The organism is Leptospira neocaledonica, from assembly GCF_002812205.1.
GTDB lineage: Bacteria > Spirochaetota > Leptospiria > Leptospirales > Leptospiraceae > Leptospira_B > Leptospira_B neocaledonica.
Window position 1 is genome coordinate 65,730 of the sequence record NZ_NPEA01000006.1, and the last position, 20,568, is coordinate 86,297.

20 protein-coding genes and 1 tRNA gene are annotated in these 20,568 nt (G+C 41.7%); 4 read left to right on the top strand and 17 right to left on the bottom strand.

Features of this window, described 5'->3' with window-relative positions; translation table 11 throughout:
- Positions 1–170: 170 nt before the first annotated feature.
- Both CH365_RS11565 and purU read right to left on the bottom strand, forming a co-directional pair.
- The gene (locus tag CH365_RS11565; protein WP_100768736.1) at positions 171–1,577 is read right to left on the bottom strand and encodes an SLC13 family permease; all 1,407 of its coding nucleotides are present in this window, start codon (positions 1,575–1,577) and stop codon (positions 171–173) included.
- Between the two features lie 36 nt (positions 1,578–1,613).
- Positions 1,614–2,477: a formyltetrahydrofolate deformylase gene (gene purU / locus CH365_RS11570; RefSeq protein WP_100768737.1), complete on the bottom strand. Its 864-nt coding sequence runs from the start codon at positions 2,475–2,477 to the stop codon at positions 1,614–1,616.
- Between the two features lie 266 nt (positions 2,478–2,743).
- On the opposite strand from purU, the gene CH365_RS11575 reads away from it, so the two are divergent.
- From CH365_RS11575 to CH365_RS11585, 3 genes are all read left to right on the top strand, one after another.
- A complete protein-coding gene (locus CH365_RS11575; RefSeq protein WP_100768738.1) occupies positions 2,744–3,151 on the top strand; it encodes an Hsp20/alpha crystallin family protein in 408 nt (135 codons plus the stop codon).
- Between the two features lie 10 nt (positions 3,152–3,161).
- Positions 3,162–3,557, top strand: coding sequence for an Hsp20/alpha crystallin family protein (locus tag CH365_RS11580; protein ID WP_100768739.1), 396 nt, complete (start codon positions 3,162–3,164; stop codon positions 3,555–3,557).
- Positions 3,558–3,647: 90 nt separating this feature from the next.
- A complete protein-coding gene (locus tag CH365_RS11585) occupies positions 3,648–3,989 on the top strand; it encodes a DMT family protein (RefSeq protein WP_100768740.1) in 342 nt (113 codons plus the stop codon).
- A gap of 35 nt (positions 3,990–4,024) precedes the next feature.
- Here CH365_RS11585 and CH365_RS11590 read toward each other — a convergent pair whose 3' ends face one another.
- From CH365_RS11590 to CH365_RS11645, 12 genes are all read right to left on the bottom strand, one after another.
- The gene (locus CH365_RS11590; protein ID WP_100768741.1) at positions 4,025–4,633 is read right to left on the bottom strand and encodes an SCO family protein; all 609 of its coding nucleotides are present in this window, start codon (positions 4,631–4,633) and stop codon (positions 4,025–4,027) included.
- Entirely contained in the window at positions 4,630–5,664 is a 1,035-nt protein-coding gene (locus CH365_RS11595) for a multicopper oxidase domain-containing protein (RefSeq protein WP_100768742.1), read from the bottom strand. Before CH365_RS11595 ends, CH365_RS11590 begins: the two co-directional genes overlap by 4 nt.
- 16 nt (positions 5,665–5,680) lie before the next feature.
- Positions 5,681–5,995 carry a PLDc N-terminal domain-containing protein gene (locus CH365_RS11600; protein ID WP_100768743.1) on the bottom strand — a complete coding sequence of 105 codons (315 nt, stop codon included), beginning with the start codon at positions 5,993–5,995 and terminating at the stop codon, positions 5,681–5,683.
- A gap of 52 nt (positions 5,996–6,047) precedes the next feature.
- A complete protein-coding gene (locus CH365_RS11605) occupies positions 6,048–8,054 on the bottom strand; it encodes a right-handed parallel beta-helix repeat-containing protein (protein ID WP_100768981.1) in 2,007 nt (668 codons plus the stop codon).
- A 188-nt stretch (positions 8,055–8,242) separates the two neighbouring features.
- Complete coding sequence (nhaC, locus tag CH365_RS11610) at positions 8,243–9,691, bottom strand: Na+/H+ antiporter NhaC (protein ID WP_100768744.1); 1,449 nt, start codon at positions 9,689–9,691, stop codon at positions 8,243–8,245.
- On the bottom strand, positions 9,688–10,587 hold the full coding sequence (locus tag CH365_RS11615; RefSeq protein ID WP_100768745.1) for a pseudouridine synthase: 900 nt from the start codon (positions 10,585–10,587) through the stop codon (positions 9,688–9,690). Before CH365_RS11615 ends, nhaC begins: the two co-directional genes overlap by 4 nt.
- A 64-nt stretch (positions 10,588–10,651) precedes the next feature.
- A complete protein-coding gene (locus CH365_RS11620; protein WP_100768746.1) occupies positions 10,652–11,863 on the bottom strand; it encodes a PilZ domain-containing protein in 1,212 nt (403 codons plus the stop codon).
- Positions 11,864–12,072: 209 nt separating this feature from the next.
- Positions 12,073–14,337: an alpha-hydroxy-acid oxidizing protein gene (locus tag CH365_RS11625; RefSeq protein ID WP_100768747.1), complete on the bottom strand. Its 2,265-nt coding sequence runs from the start codon at positions 14,335–14,337 to the stop codon at positions 12,073–12,075.
- Positions 14,334–15,488: a tRNA 2-thiouridine(34) synthase MnmA gene (gene mnmA, locus CH365_RS11630; RefSeq protein ID WP_100768748.1), complete on the bottom strand. Its 1,155-nt coding sequence runs from the start codon at positions 15,486–15,488 to the stop codon at positions 14,334–14,336. The genes CH365_RS11625 and mnmA overlap by 4 nt, the downstream gene beginning before the upstream one ends.
- Entirely contained in the window at positions 15,481–16,500 is a 1,020-nt protein-coding gene (locus CH365_RS11635; protein ID WP_100768749.1) for a retropepsin-like aspartic protease, read from the bottom strand. Before CH365_RS11635 ends, mnmA begins: the two co-directional genes overlap by 8 nt.
- Positions 16,501–16,609: 109 nt before the next feature.
- Positions 16,610–16,840 carry a hypothetical protein gene (locus CH365_RS11640; RefSeq protein WP_100707036.1) on the bottom strand — a complete coding sequence of 77 codons (231 nt, stop codon included), beginning with the start codon at positions 16,838–16,840 and terminating at the stop codon, positions 16,610–16,612.
- 65 nt (positions 16,841–16,905) lie between these two features.
- Positions 16,906–17,970 (bottom strand): sensor domain-containing diguanylate cyclase, encoded by a 1,065-nt coding sequence (locus CH365_RS11645; RefSeq protein ID WP_100768982.1) that lies wholly within the window; start codon positions 17,968–17,970, stop codon positions 16,906–16,908.
- Positions 17,971–18,168: 198 nt separating this feature from the next.
- Between CH365_RS11645 and CH365_RS11650 the strand changes: the two genes are divergently transcribed.
- A tRNA-Met gene (locus CH365_RS11650) sits at positions 18,169–18,241 on the top strand.
- Positions 18,242–18,359: 118 nt separating this feature from the next.
- On the opposite strand, the gene proC is transcribed toward CH365_RS11650, so the two are convergent.
- The 3 genes from proC to CH365_RS11665 are packed head-to-tail and all read right to left on the bottom strand — an operon-like array spanning position 18,360 to position 20,487.
- Entirely contained in the window at positions 18,360–19,139 is a 780-nt protein-coding gene (gene proC / locus CH365_RS11655; RefSeq protein ID WP_100768750.1) for a pyrroline-5-carboxylate reductase, read from the bottom strand.
- Positions 19,136–19,801 carry a YggS family pyridoxal phosphate-dependent enzyme gene (locus CH365_RS11660; RefSeq protein WP_100768751.1) on the bottom strand — a complete coding sequence of 222 codons (666 nt, stop codon included), beginning with the start codon at positions 19,799–19,801 and terminating at the stop codon, positions 19,136–19,138. Before CH365_RS11660 ends, proC begins: the two co-directional genes overlap by 4 nt.
- Positions 19,802–19,803: 2 nt before the next feature.
- On the bottom strand, positions 19,804–20,487 hold the full coding sequence (locus CH365_RS11665) for a hypothetical protein (RefSeq protein ID WP_244283155.1): 684 nt from the start codon (positions 20,485–20,487) through the stop codon (positions 19,804–19,806).
- Positions 20,488–20,568 lie beyond the last annotated feature (81 nt).

A 20,568-nucleotide genomic window follows, 5' to 3' on the forward strand; every position in this document is an offset into this window, starting at 1 on the left:
TTCGGGACAGTTTTAGGTCCCGTTTCGTTTTCGGAAATAAAATACTGAAAAAAGAAAACCTTTAGGGAGATTCTTTGGAAATAAACAAACTGTCGATCCCGTTTGCCGGATCGATTATATTCAAAAGACAAGACGTAAATCCAACGACAAAAGGCGATTTTAGGATCCGATCACTGGAAGATCAAAAACCCTAAAAGAACCAAAACAAGTCCTAAAATCCCGATCTTCACACCCACTTTAGCCATATCTTTGATCTCAAAACCTCCTACAGCATACGCCACCGCGTTAGGAGGAGTAGAAACAGGCAAAGACATTGCCAAAGAAGCGCCTAACGCAGATCCCAAAACTAACTGGATCGCGTAAGATTCATTTCCCGGAAGTAATAAGGTAGCAACAGGAAGTGCCAAAGGAACAAGAAGATTCGCAGTAGCAGTATTGGATAAGAATGTAGAAAGAAAAAGTCCGATCGAGAAGAAGATCCCAAGCACCCAAAGACTTTCCCCTGGGCCTGCCTGTTTGCCGACCAATTCTCCAAACCAAGCTCCGGCTCCACTTTTTTCGATCCCCGTTCCAAGCGCAATTCCACCTGCAACTAAAATCAAAACATCCCATTCCAACGAACGTAAATCATTAGATTCTAATATTCCAAATGCCGTAAAAAGAAGAAGCGGAACTAGAGCCACTACACCAGCCGGTATCCCATGAAAAGATTCGGTCAACCAGAGAATGACCGTTGCCAAAAATCCAAACAAAACGAATCTCAATTTTTTCTCAGAACCCTTCTCCGTAATTATTTCATAACGAAGAGAAAGTCTCAAACCCTCGCTTGCGGGAAAAGTACGAAGTAACCAAAGCCATGCAGCAAAAAGTAGAATAATCAAAAGAGGAACTGCAACTAACATCCAGCTTCCGAAAGAAATAAATTCCCCGTATCCTTGGTTTTTCAAATTTGCAAATGCGATCACATTTGGAGGAGAACCGATTGGAGTTCCGATCCCGCCTAAATTTGCAGCAAAAGGAATTCCGATTAAAACCGCTTTTCTAAATTTTTCGTTCTTATCTAAGACGGTAAGTAAAGGAAACACTAACGCGATCATCAAAGATGCTGTGGCGGTATTACTCATCCAAAGAGAGATGGTAGCAGTGATACACATAAGCCCCAGTAAGACGTATTTGGGAGAAGTTCCGAAATAAGGTAACACTCGATTTGCAAGCCAACGATCCACTCCAACTTTCACACAAGACTTAGCTAAAGCAAAACTTCCCAAAAACAAGATCACTGCAGAATCTGCAAGTGATGCCAAAAATACTCCAGGAGCGCTTGGTTTTCCAGAGCCTGCATATTGTTTTAAAAATTCCCATTTACCCGGATTAGAAAAAAGGATAATCTCTGAGAATATGATCAGAATGGAAGTAGCATGTCCCGGAATAATTTCAAAGATCCATAGTCCTGCCGCGATCAGAAAAATAAAAAACATTCCACCAACGGAAGGAGGAACATAACCGTAAAGGGAAAATACAATAGGAACACAGGCAAGAAGGATAGAAAAAATAAAACCGACGTATTTCAATTTCATGTATATTTTAAAAACCTAATATTATAATCGCATCCGTTATTCAAAAATGATGGTTCTATTTTGGAATATCATCACTCTATCTTCTAAAAGCAAGCGAAGAGCCTTGGACAAGACTACCTTCTCCAGATCTCTTCCGTATAGAACCAATCGTTCGGGAGAATAACCGTGATCCACGTGACAAACGTCCTGAACCAGGATCGGTCCTTCATCCAGATTTTCGGTCACGATATGGGCAGTCCCGCCTATAATCTTCACTCCACGTTTATACGCTTGCTCATATGGTTTTGCTCCAACAAACGCAGGTAAAAACGAATGATGGATATTTAATATACGATGCTCCCATTTTTTTACGAATTCAGGAGTCAGTATTCTCATGTATTTTGCAAGTACGATCCAATCCGGTTGGAGTTCCCTCAAATAAGAATTCAATTGTTTTTCATGTTCTTCTCTGCTCATCCCTTCGCTCGAGATACAATGAAAAGGAAGTTTAAAGTCTCGGACCAAATCCCCCAAAATTTCGTGATTGGAAACTACACCTTGGAGTTCCATGGGCAATTCTCCATATCTCCATCGAAGAAGAATATCTCCTAAACAATGAGGCTCTTTCGTAGCAAGTAAAACTACCTTAGGAAATCTTGGATTGGATAGAGTAAGCTTTGCATCCTTTGGAAGGATTTTTGCAAGTTCGGAGATAAGACCTTCTTCTTTTGAACTATTCTCTAAAGAGTATTCAGTTCTCATAAAGAAAACTTTCCCTAATGGCTCCACGAACTCTTGGTTCCCAACTATATTGGCACCGATATTTGCTAAAAATCCTGTGATCCTATGGATCAGTCCAGCCTCGTCTTTGCAGCGGATCAGAAGCACTCTATTCTTTTTCAGGTTGGATTCCGGGTTCAAATTTTCTCCTTTCTGGACGGAAAGAAATTCTTAAGAAGTCTAAAATTTCGGCTAATCTTCCTTTTGAACCGGAAAAGGAATATCTTCTTTTTTCCTCTCCAAACCCTGTTTTGGGCCAGAATTAGCAGGATCATCTGGTTAAACGAGCCTTCCCTCCATTTAGCACTCTCAAATAAAAAGTGCTAAATTTTTCAAAAAATAATTGAAACTTTTTGCAATATTAGCACTCTATATATGTAAGTGCTAATTAAGCCCAGGAGGCGATAATGAGATACCCAAATTTTTTTAGCGAAGTCAGAAGAATTCAAAATAGATTCCATAATTTGTTCGATCCAGTCTGGGAAGGCGGACAGGTATACCCTACGCTAAATGTGTATACAGACCAAGACAAGATCACAGTGACAGCCGAGGTCCCTGGCCTTTCTCCCGAAGATCTGGATATTACCGTCGCTCATAACCTTCTTACCATCTCAGGCGAATGGAAAGAATACACACAAAACAAACCTCGTAGGATCGAAAGAGCTAGGGGCAAATTCCAAAGACGATTGGAGCTACCAGTAGCCGTAGACTCCGAGAAGGTAGAAGCATCCGTAAAAGACGGAGTTTTAACTCTAGTGCTTCCAATCTTAGAGAGCGAAAAGCCAAGAAAGATTCGTATCGAAGCAAAGGCATAAGGAGAAAAAAATGAGCATTTCAGAATTACTAAAAACAGAAGAAAAAGCGGCAACTGAGCAAGAAAAGGTCGAGAGAGTAAGGCCGACCTACACTCCATCTACCGATCTATATTCGAATGAAGAAGAACATCTTCTCGTTCTGGATCTACCGGGCGTGAAAGAATCGGACTTAGAAATTTCTTTAGAGAAAGATGAACTTCGGATCTCCGCAAAAACCAGCGCTTCCGAACCGAAAGGAAACTTAAGATATTCGGAGTACGGAACTGGAGACTATAAAAGGACCTTTCTTCTATCCGAGCCTGTGGAAGAGGATAAAATTTCAGCAGTTCTCCAAAACGGGGTTCTTCAGTTAAAACTGCCCAGAAAAAAACCTCTGAGTAAAAAGATAGAGGTGAAAACTCAATAATTGTTTTTCAGCAAATCCTTACTTGTCGACCGGGCGTTTTAGCCCGGTTTTTTTTTGCCTCTATGCTTCCCTTAGGTTTTCCTGGACTTTATGAGGACTTTTGTTTTACTCACGCTTTCCAATTTATTCATGACCTTTGCTTGGTACGGTCATTTGAAATTTTTTAAAGATTTTCCGATTTGGAAAACTATCTTAATCTCCTGGGGGATCGCGTTTTTAGAATATTGCCTCATGGTTCCTGCAAATCGTATCGGATATGCCGAAGACGGCCTAAGCGGTTTCCAACTTAAGATCCTACAAGAAGTGATCACGATCACCATTTTTGTGGGGTTTGCAATTTTGGTTTTAAAGGAAAAGATGAAATGGAATCACGCAGTCAGTTTCTTCCTAGTTATCCTCGCAGTTGTATTCGCTTTTTATGATAAAGAGTAAACATTTCGCACAGAGTCAGAGAAAAATTCAGTCGGTCACAAAAGTTCTCTGATCTCTTTTGCTAATTCTTCTCCCTTGATCCCAGTCGGATAAGCTCTTAGGATATTTCCAGTTCTATCCACAAGGTATATAAATAGAGTATGATCCATTCCATATTCCCCATTTCCTTGAGGAATTTGATTTTTTTGGGAGAATACTCCGAAACCTTTCTGCAATTCTCCTATTTGATCCTTCCCACCGGTTAAAGCCACAAGTTCCTTCCCGGGAAAACGAGAAATATATTTTCGTAATACTTCCGGGGTGTCTCTTTCCGGATCGATTGTGATAAACACTGGAGTGATATTTTCAGTATCTTCTTTCAAAGAAGTAAATGCATTTTCTATATCATTCAAAGCCATAGGACACATATCAGGACAATGAGAAAATCCGAAATAGACTACGAACAAATTCCCCGATAATTCGGACGGTCTAACAGACTTTCCTTCCGTATCTTTTAGAATTGCGGTTTTCCATTCCGCTACAGGAGCTTCGGATGCAAATTTAGAAGAAGGTTTTTTCTTCATATAATATCCTACACCGAAGCCGACTCCTAGGATCAAAAGAGAATAAATTATATTTTTATAATTCGTTTTTAGAAAATTCATACTGCCACGATCCAGCCCATGGCTCCCCTATCCGCCATATGCGTCTGGTGAGGATGGAACATGTATCTTCCTCTTTTAGTAAGTGTAAATTCTACGATTGCTCTTTCCGTTTGGCCCAGAGTGATCACATCGGTATGTTCATCAGGCACAAGTTTCGTTCCAGTCCTATATACGTCGAATGTTTGAGAATGAAGATGGAAAGAAGCGACTGGATCATGTTCAGTCATATTCGCGATATACAATCTTACTTTTTTTCCCACAGGGACCTTGATCGGAAAACGATCATAATACCCGGCAATACCGTTCCAAGCATAGATATCATTTCTGCCGGATTCGCTCAAATCCCAACCAGCAAGTATTAACATGAACTCCAAAGCCGGAGGTCTTCCACCGGGAGGATCCACTATAAATCCTCCGTACAAACCTTTAGACATATGGCTCGCTAAAGGAGGAACATGACAATGGTATGGATGAAAACCGATCGGGCCTGCAGTGATCTTATAAATTCTTTCTGCACCAGGAGCAATCGGTTCCCAACCGTCCTGCTGAGGATCATGAGTCCCATGAAAATGAACCGAATGAGGATGATTGGAGTGATTCCTAAAAAGTAATTCCATTTCCTGACCAAGTCTTGCGCGGATCACTTTTCCAGGAACAACACCATCAAAAGTCCAAGCGTCCACTACAGTATTATGAGCCACAGTCAGTGGCATTTCTATAATATTGATCTCTGAACGAAACTTGGAGCCGGAAGGAGCCTGAGGAATTGTAGCATTCAATTCCATCCTAGATAAAAACCCCGCGTCCGCGAACATCGGAGGATGGATCATACTTCCGTAGGAATTCCCACCTATAGATCCAGGCAGTCGGATAGAAGGATTCGGCGAAGAAGATGCCAGGCCCGGGACAGAAGATCCTGTCCTACAAAGTGGATCTTCTTTTTTACCCGAGGTAATTCCGGCGATCCCGGTACCCGCAGCGAGTCCGGCACCACCTATTCCTAACCAGCGAAGGAATTCCTTCCGATTCATAGGTATTTTCCGTTCTTTAGAATCTTGCGATTGTGGAGATCAGAAGTGTTAAAACCAAAAGGCCGATTCCACCATATACAAGACTGTTCTTTGCCCAAGATGGAATCTTAGAACCGCCGACTATATGATACGCTCCTGCCCCGAATAACGGAACAAGAATGATCGCAGCAGTCCACAAACTTCCTTTTTTCGGATCCACATCGTCCCTTTTAGACAGATCGATCAGGGCCAATGGAGCCCAGAGAGCGAATAAAATGTAGAAAATATAGTATCCGTAAAAGTTAAAAAGTAAGGTAAAAAATCCTGGATCGTAAAATTGAGCAGTTTCCATAAATAACTCCTTATTATATTCTAAAATTCTAATGTATTAAATTTCCTAAGTATCAACCCGCTCCGACGTTCCCTACAATGGTAAATCCAAGGTAGAAAATGAAGGCAAGGGAAGCTCCAAATCCCGCAAACACAAGAGTAAATCTCAAATATTTAGGATAAGAAGATTTGCCGGAAAGAAGATAAGCTCCTCCTCCGATGTACGGCACCAAGGAAACGAATGCCAACCATACGTATTTGCCCGGGCTTATATCCGATTTGGAAACCAAGTCATAAACGCTCAAGCTGACCAAACATACATAAAGAAGAAGTGGTAGCAAATATCCGAACCAACGGAAGATCACGATTTGGATATCCAAAGGTTTAGGCACCGAGAATCCACCCAGAACGTCCCCGAATTTCGGTTTCCTTTCGGCGAGAATTTTAGCCGCTTCTTCTGGAAGTTTTACCTTATCCAGATCTAAATCGAAGTCTTCGAAAGGATGGATCGCAGGTTTTACCTGTGCAGAAACTCCGCCCGGCAAATTCGTTTGAGGAGGAGGAACCGGTTGATTCTTCCAATCTCCACTCGGATAAATCCCGTGGGTTGCATCCACCATCAAAGAAAGTGCATTATACGCCGTAAAAATTTCTCCGCCCATAGGGAATCTGATTCCGGAGCCGCAAGAATTCGTTTTTTCTAATAAAGGAGGAACAGAAGTCTGGAATTTATTATTTGAGAAACAGTTTCCAATACTGATCGGTCCTGCAAGAGTCAAGTCTCCAAAACCGGAAGAATGAACGATATTTCCTTCCACAATATTCCTATGAGAGAACCAAAAATTCTCATCCAGATTCGGGAAGATCGCAATCCCGTGGTTATCATGTCCGATCACTACGTTATTTTTGATCACATTATGTAAACCGCCTGCGATCAAGATCCCTGTTCCGTAAGTAGGATATTCCAGAGGTTTGATTGGAGCAGTCAGGTTATTATTATCATAGATTAAATTCCCAATAATATAAGTTTCTCTTTCCGGAGGAAGAAGTTCCCTATCCAAGGAATTTGGTCCCAAGCCTACGATATTATTTCTCCAGATAGAACTGAGGATGTATAATTCTCCTCCTGCGTTCGTTCCGGAATAACCTAATGCGCTGTTTTCTGAAATTACATCATAAAGGATCGCTTTACAAGGATAACATTGACCCACATAAATCCCTGCGTCGGGTGATCCGGAAGCATAAGAATGTTCTAATACACCATTCACGGAATCGAAAGCATAAATGCCATAGTCCCCGTTATTATAAGCGGTAAGATAAGATCCTCTATATCCTTTTACACCGGTCCAAAAGAATCCGTTTAAGGTGGAGTTTCTCGCGGTCATGTTTTCTACCGCTACTCCATTCGCTCCTACTACGATCACACCGTTCGCTCTTTGGAATTGACCATCTAAGATTACTTTATTTCGATCCGTTCCTCTTAAGGTAAGAGAAGGAGTAGTGACCACCACTTCTTCGTAATATACACCTTCGTCGATCAGGATAAGATCCCCAGGAGATGCCGCATCCACTGCGTTTTGGATAGTAGGATACATTTGTGGGACCTTACGGGTGGTTCCGGAAAATTTTTCCGCAACCTTCCAATCCTTACCTGCCCTTGCAGCAGGATTATAAGCCACATTTCCTACCACAATATCCGCAACCATTCCGCTTTTTCCATCAGGAGAAGCATGGAAGCTACAATAGTAAGGAAAAACTCCTTCCTTCGGATAGCTGATCTTTATCTTGGCGCCCCTAGGCATCACAATATTACCAAAACTCTTTTCGGTAGACCAAGACTTATCCACAGCAATCGCATTGTGAGGGTTTGCCCCTGAATTGATAAATTCTATCTGGCCACCGACCGGAATCTTTTGCATAGGGGGAGAAAATGCATTATCCACCATAACCACATGGGCAAAACCTTCTGTTGTTTCTCCTTCTTTGCTACTGCAAGAAGAAGTGAAGGCTCCCATCAAAATTCCCAGGACCAATAGCCCTAGAATGGGAACGTATCTTTCTTTTAAATGGAATTTAGGCATCGGAATTCCTCTCCTCATATTCGAAGTATCCGGGAATTTCACCCGAAATATGCCTTTTTTAAAATGTGAGCTTTTGCTCACTTTTTAAGTATTTTCGCATATCGCTGTGACGACACAAGCATTTTTCTGAGATTTATAATCGAGCAAATGTTATAGAAAGCTGGTCCTTCTTAAAAGCTATAAAGATATTAGGAAAACTCTTTTTTAGATTCCGGATCTTTTCCCGCCAGTCCCCAACCTGTCCATCCGGTGAATAGGGAAAACAAAGGAGAAAGCAAATTTAAAAATGCATAGGGAAGATATACAAGTGTAGGAACTCCTAGTGCAGTCGCCATAAAGGAACCGCAAGAATTCCAAGGAACCAAGGCAGAGGTCATTGTTCCGGAATCTTCTAAACACCGGGAAAGATTTCTAGGATCCAAACCTTTTCTAGAATAGGCTTCCTTAAACATTTTTCCAGGAACTACGATTGCGAGATATTGGTCCGCGCAAAATAAATTGGTCCCAACACAAGTAAAGACGGTAGCGGCAAACAAGGAACCTCTTGCCTTGGCCCAATTTAAAACCTTCTCGGCTAAAACTTGGGTCATTCCACCTCCCTCCATAATCCCTGCGTAAAACATAGCTGAGATTATGAGCCAAACAGTGGAAAGCATAGAAGACATTCCGCCCCTGGACAATAAACCATCCACAACAGCGTGCCCAGTCTTGACCTTAGTGCCCTCGGAGGCGGCAGAAACCAAATTTTTAAAAGCAGAGGAAGCCGCGTCTTGGAAGTTTAAAGAATTTGCATATATATTGGACTGGGTTAGAACAAAACAAACCCCTCCACTCAAAATCCCGATGAAGATGGAAGGAATTGCAGAAACCCTAAAATAAATTAGAAAAAATGTAAGCAGAGGAGGAAAAAGTAAAACCCAAGAAATATGGAATTCCGCCTTCAAAGCGGAGATCACAGGGCCTGTTGCAGTCTCGGTATCTCCTTGGCTTCCACCCCAACCTAAAAATCCGAATGCCAAAAGACAGATCCCGAATGCAGGTAAAGTGGTTCTTGCCATATTACGGATATGTGATAGAAGAGAAACTCCAGTGATGGAGGATGCAAGATTCGTAGTTTCCGAAAATGGAGAAAGTTTATCTCCGAAATAAGCTCCTGAGACAACTGCTCCCGCTACCATTCCCAAAGGTTTCCCGAGTCCCGCTCCCACTCCGATCAATGCAACTCCAATAGTTCCGGCGGTAGACCAGGAACTTCCAGTGGCCAAAGAAACCACGGAAGATAAGATCAATGCAGAAGGTAAAAAGATCTCAGGTTTTAATAATTCCAGTCCCCAGACTATAAGTGCAGGAACAATCCCGGAACGAATCCAAATCCCGATCAAAGCACCGATCAAAAGTAAGATAAGAATTGGTTGTAGAACATTTCGAAGAGAATCCAGAACTGTATTTTCTATTTTTTCCCAAGAAATTCCTCTCAGTCTGGAAATTCCTGCAGAGATTGCACCCGCACTGAATAATAAAATTTGGGCCGGTCCTTCTGCTATTCCGCCCCCAAATAAATATCCTGCGATACTCAAAGAAAGGATCAAAAATCCGAGAGGAAATAAGGAAATCCAAAATCCTGGTTTTTCGCTCATTCCGGAAAATCCTTAGGCAAACCGGATCTGATCTTGGTTTTTATTCCTGTAAATGGATGAATGAACTTTAGAGAACTGGAATGTAAGGCCTGTCGATTCATTCCAAGTTTTGATAGTAAATCAGGATTTTTACCTTCTATAAATTCTATAAATGTGTTCTCATCTCTTCCGTAAATTTTATCTCCGAGCAAGGGAAATCCTAAAGAATATAATGTAGCTCGAATTTGGTGTAATCTTCCCGTTTTGGGAAAACAATATACTTTAGAAAAGGTGACTCCATGGAGCGTACCTTCTCCGATTTTTCGAAAGGTAGTTTCAGAGGTTTCCAGATCTTCTTCCGGAGTTTCTAATTTCCGAAAAAAATCCTCCGGAACGAACCTTCTTTTTTTACGAATCAAAGAAGAAGGATCCGAAATCAAAAATCCTTTTGCCTTAAGACGAGTTGGAAAATTTCCCCAAACATAAGAGATATACGTTTTGTTTACTTTTCTCTTCGAGAATAGATCGGATAATTTAGAAGCAGCTTCGGAATCCTTTCCAAAAACCACCACTCCGGATGTTTCTCGATCCAGTCTGTGGATTGTATAAATTTTTTCGAAACGAGGATCTTCTTCCAAAAGATCCGTGAGATTATTTTTTCTGTATCTGCCGGCGCTATGAATCGGGATGTCCCCCGATTTTTCTACCGCGATGTATCGAGAGTCTTGGAATAAAATTTTGAAATCCCTTTGGACAGGAGGTTCGAAACTTTCTCCAGGAAGATAAAGTATCTCGTCTCCTTCCTTAATGGAGTAAGAAGGTTTAGCAGGCTTTCCATGTACAAGTATTTTACCTTCTTCTAATATTTTTCTCCAATTGGATCTGGATTGGTAAGTAAATCTGGAGGCAAGAAACACATCCAGTCTGGAACCGGCTTCTTCTTTTCCAATCTTTGTCCTGAGAGCTTCCTGTGTAGGAGAATTAGACAGACTCTTCTTCTCCTTCGAAACCCATATCAGGTACTTCTTCCGAAACTGTTTCCATTTCAGGAGCAGATTCTTCTTCTGCAGGAGGCCCTGGATCCGGAACGTTAGATTCTGGAGCTTGAGAACCTTCTCCCGGCCCTAATCTGGAATCCACGAATTGGTTCAACATCTCTTCTTCTTTAGAATTCAAGTTGAAAAATTGTAAACCAATACGGAACATTTTGTCCGTGTTCGTAATGTTTCGGATAACGGCTCTGTAAGTTCCCTTCAGTTCCTGGTTCATTTGTAGATCGAAGAGTAAAATTTCTCCAACCGCAAAACTTCTGGAAAAGAAGATGGACTGAGGATGGAAAAATCCGAGTCCGCTTCTACTTATATCTTCGGCGATACATCTTTCTTTGGACTCTTGGAAGAATCCGGAAGAGATCACATCTCTAGAGATTGCGGCAGCGAATAATGTGATCTTATTATAATCTTCAGTATCCAAAGGTCTGTCGGAAAGAACCTGAACATACCCTAGAGGTGTATAATTTTTATATCTTATCAAAACCGAAATTTCGGAAATAAATCTAGATTCCAATTTATTCAATGCTAGAAGTTTTAGATATTCTTCGATAGGAACGAAATTTTGTCCTGCTCCGCCCGAACTTCTTTCCAAACGATTGGTAACGAAGATGGATTGTTCAAAGTTGTACATGATCCTAAGACGGTTATCCATTCGATCCGAAAAATAGATCAGAGAATCCGGATAGGTCTCTTTCATTTTTTTGGAATGTTTCTGAAGGATAGTTTCTACAATTTTATCAACAAAACCTAATGAACGTCTCAAGTGAAGTTGGTTGATGAGATTGGTGAGAATGATCGGTTCTCCACCGCCTCCTTCCAATTCCACCCTGCCTTGGGCACGTTTTGCCTCACTGACCTTTACTGCCTGGATCCTAAGTAATTCCAAACCATTGCCCGCATTTCTTTGAACAACCGTAAAAACTCCGTGGAAAAAATGATTATTATGAGTGAGAAATAAGATCCGAGTCTTCTCTCCATCGGGTTTTCCTGGTAAAGAAGTCAAAAGATAGAGACCGTCTTTGATCCCTACAATTTTTGCGGGATAAGACCTGCCCTTGATTTCCACAGAAACAGGTAGTCTCGCAAACAATGTTTGGAGGATTTTAGTCAGAGCCTCTGTTTCTTTGACTGTCCTATCCAAACTTTCCTCCTAAAGGAATCCCGTATCCTTTGGCAAGGAATCCGAGTTTAACGGCTCCCTCGTTTAGGGAAAGGAAATTACTGATTCCAAGGAATTTTCCGGATCATTCTTTTTGCATTATATTCTACTAATACGTTGTGGGGATGCCCGGGAGACCTTTTGTGGAATTGTATCAAAAGTCTGGCAAAAAGAAAAATCTAAGGTTGAAATTAAGAGGCAGTTTCCTCTTTTTTTCTGAAAATAAATTCTTTCCTAATCTCGGAAATTTTGGAAACTCCGACAGTATTCATTGCCTGTGCCAAACCTTCCGTGTATTGGCTTACTAAAAACCGGACTCCTGCGACTCCACCTCCCACTGCCGAAATCGCCATCGGTCTTCCGATCAAAACGTTGTTCGCTCCTAATGCGTGCATTTTGAAAACGTCTGCACCACTCCTTACGCCTCCGTCTACGGAAATCGGGAAATCGGGACCTAGGGCCTCTCTGATCTTAGGAAGAACTCTCGCAGTCCCAGGCATATCATCTAGTACCCTACCTCCATGATTGGAGACAACGATCGCATCCGCTCCCGCTTCTTTCGCGAGGATCGCATCTTCAGGACTCATCACACCTTTTAAGATAAAAGGAAGTTTTGTATAAGAACGTATTTTAGAAAGAGCATCCACTCCTCTTGTGATCGAAGGGATTTTTTTCTGGACCAATGTTTTGAAATTCACCGCGTCTATATCCATTCCGAGTGCGAGAACTCCCTGTGCCTCCGCTTCTTGGAATCTTTCTTTGATAAGCCCCTCGTCCTCTCTTGGTTTGCAGATGAGCACACCTTTTCCATTTACTTTTTTGAGAGCTTCCAGAATGATCAGATATTTTTCAGGACTTGCGCCATCACCTAACCATGCTAAGCTGCCGGAAGCCAAACATCCTTCCAACAAAACTGCAGCGAGAGTATACTCATCCATAGCTCCGCTCATATTTGTGATCGCACCTGTCATAGGGGCACACATGAAAGAAGTCGATAATTTCTGACCTAAAAATTGGCTTTCAGTACTCGCTTGCACATTTTCTCGGATATATCTGGGTAGAATGGAATATTCTTCCAATGCTTTGGTATTGTCCTGGAAGCTGAGCATTCTTCCTACTCCACCCATTCCAGGAACTCCCGACGCGCAGTCCGTTCCGTCACAAACCTTGCAAACCCAACAGATCTCTTTTCCGAAACGGATCCTTGCGTTAGCCGCAATTTCTTTTTCGGAAATGGAATACAATTCGTCGGAACTAAATTGAATCGTCTTTAATACTTTGGAAAAAATACTCTCGGCTTGGCTTAAGTTCTCCGCGGAGATGATCACATGTCCCGTTTTTTCGATATTATTCGTGGGCTCTGGGATTATATCTCCCACTTTATGCAAAAGAAAAATATCGGTCACACCTTCTATTTTTTTGGCCTCTTCCAATCCATCGATTGAAAGAAGTTTCCCTTTGGGCGCAAGTAATGCTCTTTCTATAGATACTCTGTGAAATAATGGCTCTAAATTATCAGGCTCTTCTCCGAGTGCGATCAAGATGGCGGCTCGATTCAAATTGATACCGCTGGATAATGGAAAAGTTAAAGCGGACATGAATCCGCCGGAAAGACGTGCCGCAATCTCCCCTACTTTTACACCTGTAGGAGTAACTTTGATATCTCCTTTACCCGCACCTCTTCGGATCCCGAGTGCCTGCATTCCTCGGAACATCACATCCTCTATTTCTTTTTGGATCTCGGGAGAAAGAGCGGAAGGCATATTATGGCCCATCTCTATAAAATAAGGTTCTCTTTCTATGATACGGTCCGCAAGACCTGTAATCATAAATTTGCCGTCCCAAGCAAGTGCATCCACGGAAACTTCGGGACCTGGCATATATTCTTCTAAGATCATCTCGCCGGTTGGAGAATATTTTTTTGCATGTTTGAACGCGGCTTGGAGTTCTTCTCTATTATTTACTTTTACAACTCCCCGGGCACCCATATTGTCCGCAGGTTTCATTACCAACGGGAATTTTAGGAATTCCAACGCGTCACGAGTATCTTGGATACTCCACACGGGTGCAAAACCGGGAATAGGAACACCTGCTTTTTTCAGGCGTTCTCTCATTTTTACTTTATTGGAAGCGGCTTCTGCATCCACAAAACGGATCCCCGGAAGATCCAAGGCATTGGCCACTGCGGCCACTGTCATACTCGCATCCGTTCCCGCTGTGATGACACCGTCTATCTTAGTAGTAGCGGATAATTTTTTGGCCTCTCTCACCATTCCTTCTATGTCCTTTGTGGACATGATCAAAGGAAGATCACAAATTTTCAGACCAGGTGCCTCCGGATTCATATCTGCAACCACAGTCCTGAGAAGCATTGTTTTTGCTGTTTGGATGATGGGGACCTGTAGAAGTCCTCCGCCAATAATTAGGATCGTCTTACCTGCGATTTTTTTACTCACGGAAGAACGCTGACTCCTAGTTCCGAATTTTCTAAAATACTTAGATCTGATTTTTCGTAGGTGGCCACACTTCCTTTTCGGATAATCCCACCTGCGAGTAAATAATCAGAACCATTTGGATAGAAGACTGCAGATTGTCCTGGAGCTACACCCTTTACTTCTTCCAAAGGAAATACTTGTATAAAATTTTCGTTACGTACTACTTTAGCTTTGATAGGACGGGAACGATATCTTACTTGCACCCTACATTCTGAACTTTCCGCTTTCAAGACGGGAGCCCAAGCTTGCAGATTTAGATCTTCTACGATAAAAGATTCTACGAAGGTTTGTCTCTCTTCTGCCAATACAACCGTTCCGTCGTCTTGGATAGAGATCACATATAGAGGAGCCTTCCAAGCGATACCTAAACCTTTTCTTTGTCCTATGGTGAAGTTTTCTTTTCCGGAATGTTCTCCGATTACCTGTCCGTCCTGTAATTTGAATACTCCAGGAGTGAAGTCTATATTCTTCTTAGCTAAAAACTTTCTATAATCGTTTTCAGGAATAAAACAGATTTCTTGGGACTCCGCTTTTTCTGCGACAGGAAGTCCCATTCTTCTTGCGATCTCTCGAACTTCAGGTTTAGTCATTCCGCCCAAAGGAAAAACAGTATTTTTCAGATTCTCTTGAGACAGTCCGTATAGATAATATGCCTGGTTCTTATTCATGTCTTGCGCATTGGAAATAGCATATCTTCCGTCTATCTCTACAACATTCGCATAATGTCCGGTGGCTATTTTATCAATTCCTAATGCTTGTGCCTTTTCGAATAAGGCACCAAACTTCACAAAAGTATTACATTCCACACAAGGATTCGGGGTCTTTCCTTCCTTGTAATCGTTTACGAACCTGTCTATGACCTTCTCTTGGAAAAGTTTCTCCATCTTGATCACGTAAAAAGGGATATTTAAAGAGAGACCCACGTCTCTCGCATCCCTTATATCTTCTGGAGAACAACAGGATTTTTTAGTGGTATCACAGGCAGGTGCCTCGTATTCCCAGGTGCGCAGGTTGACACCGATCACTTCGTAACCTTCTTCCATGAGTAGGCCTGCAGTGACCGCACTGTCCACCCCTCCACTCATCGCTACTATGATCTTACCCTTACTCATTTCCTGGATCCAATTCCTTTCCTACTATACCAATAAGACTCCTTTTTGTGTCCAAAAGAATTCGATAGTTTTCCATCCAATTCCGCCCCAGGATCCCTACAATTCCTCTTCGATGGTCCGAATGCAAAGCATCCGGAGGAATTCCACCAGGAAAGACCTCCAATTCAGGGGTACAGAAACCTATACCCTCAGAATCGTTTTTCACAAAAACAGGACAAAAAGGCCGAAGTGTTCTGATCTTCGCCTTTAATCGGCCCCCACCAAAATTGAATACTGTGGCTTCTTTACCTTCTACGTATTCTGTGGAATGATCCGATTTGATTGTGTCCCAGTCTAGAACGCTATATTCGGCTCCGGTGTCTAAGATCCAAGATTCTTTTCGAGTTCCGGGTGGACGAAGAAGAACTGCAGACGGTTGACCAGACTTCAAAAACATGGGAAATAAATTTTCTTCTAAAAATCCGGGAGCAGGACTAGAGGTAGAAGATCTCCAAAGAGAAATACGATCCGGCAAATCCAAAACCACGACCGAACCTAAGAAAGCATTCATTCCTAAAATCCCATCTACTCTAAGTTCTTTAGGAAACACATGAGAATAAAATTCCACTGACTCGAAAGGACGAATCCCGCCGATGAATAGATCATTTTTGATCGTTCTTCTTACTGACTGAACAGAACCTCCCGGGAAACTCGCACTCAAAACTCTTTTGGGAGAATTTTCAGGAACATGGTCTTCCGAAAGGAAAGAAACAAATGCTCCAGTATCAATCAGGAATCTAAGAGGTTCTCTATCCTTATCTAAGGAAAGATAAATGACAGGAAGATGATCCACTTCTTTGAGAGGGAGTCGGATCCAGATTCCACCTGCATCTTTTTCGTAACGGATATAACCTGAGAATAAATTCCGAAAATCGAAAGTAGTACATCCTGTTATATAAAAGAAAAATGCCCCAAGGATAATCCTGGAAAGAATAGTTCTTTTTTTGAATGTACGATTTGGAAGAAAAAACATCGGAATGAATCGAAAACCCGATTAGGATTTCAAATTGAGAGAAAAAATCGATTCTTTTTTATGATGAGGAAGTTTTGAAAAGCGAACTGCGTCCAAGTTCGCTTTAGAATTACAGCAGTTTTTTGATGCAGCGAGAGTTTGGACAACGTGTATAATCTATCACACAGTCCCTATACTCTATTCCAGTCTGGACATCCTTTGCCTTATACTCGATAAAGCAGGAATAAGGAGAAAAATCGAACTCTTCTCTTCCTAAAGCGCGATTACGGATACGTTTTCCGAGCTCCGCCTCTTCGATCTGGCTGATATAATAATGGTCCAGCTCAAGTTGTTTTTCCATGATAGAGGTTTCGGCCGAATTTTAGAATTCGATAAGCCCGAAATCCCCATGAAATCTGGAAAAAACTAGTTCTGGACCGGAATTTGGAAGGAAACGGTCCTGTTTTTGCCGGAGTGTTTCGCCTCATAAAGAGCCTTATCTGCCCTTTCTATCAGGTCCTTATTGTTTCGATCACTCGCCCAAAACTCGGAAACTCCTATAGAAAGAGTGACTTGGAAATCAGGGCCCCCATTCGGATTCGGGATAGAAGCAGCTTCTACCGCCTTTCTCAAACGTTCTCCCATTTCAAAACCTCGCTTTAAGTCCGCTCCAGGCATGACTAAACAAAATTCCTCTCCACCATATCTGGCAGCGATATCATGTTTGCCTGCACATTGGATCAGCCTTGCAGCAACTTCGATCAATACTTGGTCACCTGCCTGGTGTCCATGAGTATCATTGAACTTTTTGAAATTGTCCACGTCGGTGAATAGAAGAGCAAGATTTGTTCTTTTTTTACGGCAACGTTCCATCTCTTCTTTCAATTTAGTTTGGAAATAGTGATGTACTTTCAGACCGGTCATCATGTCAACGGTAGCAAGCTCATACAGTCTAGAGTTCTCAACTGCAATCCCTGCAAGAGTAGAAAGAGTCGTGAGAAAGTCTCTATCCTCTTCCATCCATTCTCCCATGGTGATCTTTTCACCTAATAGAAGAAGTCCGTTCACTTTTCCCTTTGCATTCAAAGGAATGATGAGGTCTCCGCCGATTCTTCTTAAAAATTCCAGCTCAGGGCTTAAGCCCATGGACTCTTCGACTTGATCGGGAGTCATAGCCTTAAGTTTGGTCTCTAAAAAAGTAACTAAAGGTGCATCTGTTTTGATTCGGAACCCTGCATCATCTTCCGCAAGATCGAATCCTTTGAAACTAGGTTCCAATTCGAAATAATTAGAGTCAGCTTCTGGAGCTAAAAAGATAGCCGCGCTCAATGTTTGAAGTTGAGCTAAACAAATATTTAAAATAGCATCGATTAGATACTTATAATCCAGTGTGGAATTAAGAGCCTTACTGATCTCGAGAAGTTGTTTCTGATCATAGATCTTCTTCTCATAATATTCGATCATCAATGGGTCATTGTCTTTTCCGATCAACTGTGGAATCTCCCAATACAAAATTGAAAAGATAATCTATTTCGCTAATCCGTTTCTTCGCCTACGGACTTTGAACATTTTCCGTGAAGTCGATCCGCAAGAGGTAGTAGCATCAAAAAGCTTTCCTCGGGGAAATCAAACTCTTTTTGTTTTTCAATTGACTTTCAGCCTGGGTCAAGGAAACATGGTTTTAGACGCCGCGCGGTGGAGCAGCCGGTAGCTCGTTGGGCTCATAACCCAAAGGTCACAGGTTCGAATCCTGTCCGCGCTAGAGCGTTTTACATCAAATCATTATCCCCAAAAGTAGACAAAGAGACGTTTAATTTCTACCTTTTCTACTCTTTCCTTATAAAAAAGAAACAAATCTCTTATTTGCTAATCCTTTCTATTTAGTTTCCTAACTCTTTAGAACGTTCAGTCGCTCTTTTCACTGCAGAGATAATAGCAAATGGGAACTTATTCTTCTCTAACTCTTCTAAACCTGCGATGGTTGTTCCGCCTGGAGAAGTTACTTTGTTTTTCAAAACTTCCGGATGAGTATCTGGATTCTTTTCCAATTCTTTTGCAAGTAATTCAGCACCACCTATCACAGTTTGTATGGAAAGCTCCAAAGCTTGAGAGTATGTCAAACCCGAGGCAACTCCACCTTCTGCCAAACTTTGGATAAACCTAAGTACGTAGGCAGGCCCTGAACCTGAGAGTCCTGTCACTGCATCTAATAGTTCTTCTTTAGAAAGTTCCAAACAATAAGAGATAGGTGAGAAAATTTCTTTTAGACTTTCATACAATTCCTTATCTCCGTAATAGCCCAATGCGCCCTTTCCTACCATTATGGGAAGATTCGGCATAATACGAACCACCTTGGAGCCACTTGGAGCAGAAGAAGAAAGTATCTTTGTGTCTATTCCTGCAGCTACGGATAGAATTGCCTTAGGAGATTCCAAGGATCTAAGAGTTTTAGACACCTCCGCAGGTTTTACCGCTACAATAATAAGGTCCGCTTTCTTCTGAAATTGGGACCAATCGGATTCCAAAACCATTCCTTCTGCTTTTTTTGGATCAAGATAAGGATCAAAACCGATCACATCTATTTTTCTAGATTGGAGAGAACGGTAGATCGCTCCTCCCATATTCCCGCAGCCTATAATACCGATTTTATTATATTTCATGTTCTTTCTCCGAATATTGCGGTCCCAACCCTAAGATAATCGCTTCCTTCTTCCAATGCAATCCTGTAATCACCTGACATCCCCATGGATAGTTTTCCTTGGGGAAAAAATTCTTTTCGGATCTCCGCGATCTCTTGAAACACTTTGTGAGTTTCTTTCGGATCTCCAGAGCTTGGGCCCATTGTCATAAAACCTTCTAACATACAGAACTCGGAACTGAGAGTTTCTTTTTTCTGAAGAAGTTTCAAAACTTCTTCTTTCGAAAATCCTGATTTCGAATCTTCTTCTGTTAGATTGACTTGTAGGAAGTAACGTATCTTCCAGCGGTCCACATCCATTCTTCTTTTCAATTCTTGTAGGATCTTTTCGGAACCTACTCCATGCACGAATGAGTATAAACCGGTATACTTTCTAATATGAGAAGATTGTACGGGGCCTATATGATGTAGTATAAAATCTTTTTCAGGTTTTCCCAAGCCGGAAAATTTTTCTATCCCTTCTTGGACTCTATTTTCTCCGAAATGGATGACTCCCCCGGAGATTGCTTCTTGGACTTTTTCTTTAGGTTGGAATTTGGAAACTGCAATGAGCGTGGGAGTTCCTAATTGTTTCAGGGACTCCAATTCTTGTACTATAGATCTATAGTTCTCAGAGACACCCACACCTATTCGGCCTTGGACTTTTTTTTCAGACCGGAAACTTCTTGTTCCAGGATTTCCACACGTTTGCGTAAAGATATTTTGCTCTTCTTCTTAGGTGATCCGTTTTTCATTCCTAGTTTTTTTTCTAAACGTCCGACTCTCTTTTCCAAAGAGCTAATCTTAGCATTTATGGAAGAATGAGCCGTTCTTCTTTTCTTGTACTTTCTATAATGATGTTTTTCTTTTTTCGGTTTAGGACCGTCGTCGTATTCTACTAAACTTTCGTCTCTTTGTTTTGTTCTAGGACGATCCATTTCTTCTCTTTTAGGAAGTTCAGAAGTGTCAGAAACTTTTGTTTCCTGTTTCTCGGAAGTTTTTGTGGAGAGTGAGTCCTTCTTCTCCTTTCCTAAACCAGGAACCTCATAGTCTTTAGGTAAGGGTTGGGAAGAAGGTTCGGTCACTGTGTCCTTTGGTTTGGAAAAATCGGAGTCAAAGTTTTGGCTGGGAGAAGATAGATCTTTTCCGTCAGGTACTTCTTCCGGTGTGAGAATGGTCCTCTCTGGTTGTGACTTCTCCTCTACCTGGACATTTTTGTCCTTGTACCAAGCGGCGATCCGATCTCTTTCCACGTATAAATAAAATGCAAGAGATCCAAGTAGCAGAATAAGAAGTCCGCTCAGTAGGATTTTGAGAATATCCCGGTTCATAAAATACCTTATTGAATTATCGGCTTGGAAAACCCTAGAATTGGCCAAAAAACGCTGCTTCTTATTAGGAGATCCACAAAA